Below are 967 nucleotides of genomic sequence, written 5' to 3'. Positions count from 1 at the left end.
GTGATGATGATCACCGCGCCGCCAACGCTCGGCGACGTCAGATCGATGCCGATCGAGCCGGCAGCACCGGTGCCGGTGATGCTGAGCGACTGCGCGGTGAAATTGGTCTTGGATCCGGAGAAGTCGAGGCCGGTGCCGACACCCAGTCCGGAGATGACGATGTTGCCGGCGACCACCGCCGCATTGACGCCGGCAAACGAGATGCCGTCGGCGCCGGGGTTGGTGATGCTGATGTCGCCGAAGCGGATCGTCGCCGGCGAATCCGAAATGGCGATCGCCGGTCCGGTCGTGTTGGAGATCGTCGTCGCACCGTTGACGGTGAAGTTGCCCGCGACATTCTCCAGCACGACACCCGACGTGCCGCCGCTCTGGCTGATCGAGTCCAGCACCACATGGGCGGTGATCGGATCGATGAAGACGGCGGTGCCGCCATTGCCTGACACGGTGCCGCCGGTGGTGGTGAACGTGCCTCCGGTCGACGTGCCCTGCACGGTGATGCCGCGGTCGGTATTGTCCTGCGCATTGACGGTGGCGAAGGTGTAGGTGCCCTTGCCGGTGATATCGAGACCGTCGTCGAGATTGCCCTGCAGCAGCGTCGTGCCGGTGAAATTGTAGGTGCCGTCGCCGTCGATGTGCAGGCCGTCGAGGCCGTTGCCGGTGGCGGTGAAGTTGGAGTCGGTGATGCCGGTCGAACTGCCCGTGAAGTCGGCGCCGTTGCCGCCCGCACCGGTGACCGTCACATTGGTCAGCGTCGCGCCGGTGATGTTGTTGCCGAAGATGCCGTCGCCGCCGCCGGTGATGATGATACCGCTGAGCGTGTTGCCGTTGCCGAGCGTAAAGACGGGGTTGGCGACGTTGGTGCCCTGGATCGTGCCGTCGCTGCCGCCCAGGTTGAAGGTGCTGGTGCCGCCGCCGAAAAGCCTTGCGGTGACGCTTTCGCCGCCGCCGATGACGGTCTGTCCATTGG

1 protein-coding gene is annotated in these 967 nt (G+C 65.6%); it reads right to left on the bottom strand.

The genetic code is table 11. The features are described from left to right. On the bottom strand, window positions 1-967 hold a 967-nt coding region (locus tag EN879_RS37230), incomplete at both ends, for a right-handed parallel beta-helix repeat-containing protein (protein WP_206521104.1).

The organism is Mesorhizobium sp. M7A.F.Ca.AU.002.02.1.1 (genome assembly GCF_003998535.1).
GTDB classification, from domain to species: Bacteria; Pseudomonadota; Alphaproteobacteria; order Rhizobiales; family Rhizobiaceae; genus Mesorhizobium; species Mesorhizobium ciceri.
Note: the sequence above shows the minus strand (reverse complement) of the source record. Positions and strands in the feature narration are given on the sequence as shown.